The organism is Shewanella sp. 10N.286.51.B2 (assembly GCF_041469265.1).
Classification (GTDB): Bacteria; Pseudomonadota; Gammaproteobacteria; order Enterobacterales; family Shewanellaceae; genus Shewanella.
The window spans coordinates 1-351 of sequence record NZ_JBFRKH010000080.1 but is presented as its reverse complement, the minus strand read 5'-3'; the positions used below and the strand labels follow the sequence as shown (position 1 = coordinate 351).

At 42.5% G+C, this 351-nt stretch carries 1 pseudogene; it reads right to left on the bottom strand.

Annotated features, from left to right (window positions below):
• A pseudogene (locus AB4140_RS18730) lies at nt 1-351 on the bottom strand (AAA family ATPase); the annotation flags it as partial.

Below are 351 nucleotides of genomic sequence, written 5' to 3'. Positions count from 1 at the left end.
TCATGCCGAAACCAATTAGCACATAAGGATTATGTTTAATTGCTTCAATGGATTTCTCAGTGTGATACTTCAGCAAACGCTGCTGAACACTGGCAGGTATCTTGTGTTCAGACATCCAATTGCAGTAAGCTAGATTCTTGTATTTAGCATACCCCTCAAACAATGAGATAATGGAATCTTCGCTAAGAACACTTCTAAGCCGCTCTCTTGACTCTGGCGTATCTTTTCTCAAGGTTGCATGAAAATTCTTACCTAAAAGCTCCCAGAGCGCCCTTGCTTTGCTTTCACCAATACCTTTAAAGGCAGCCTCCCTAGCGATGAATCGGATCAATTGTTCGCCTGTTTCTGGCA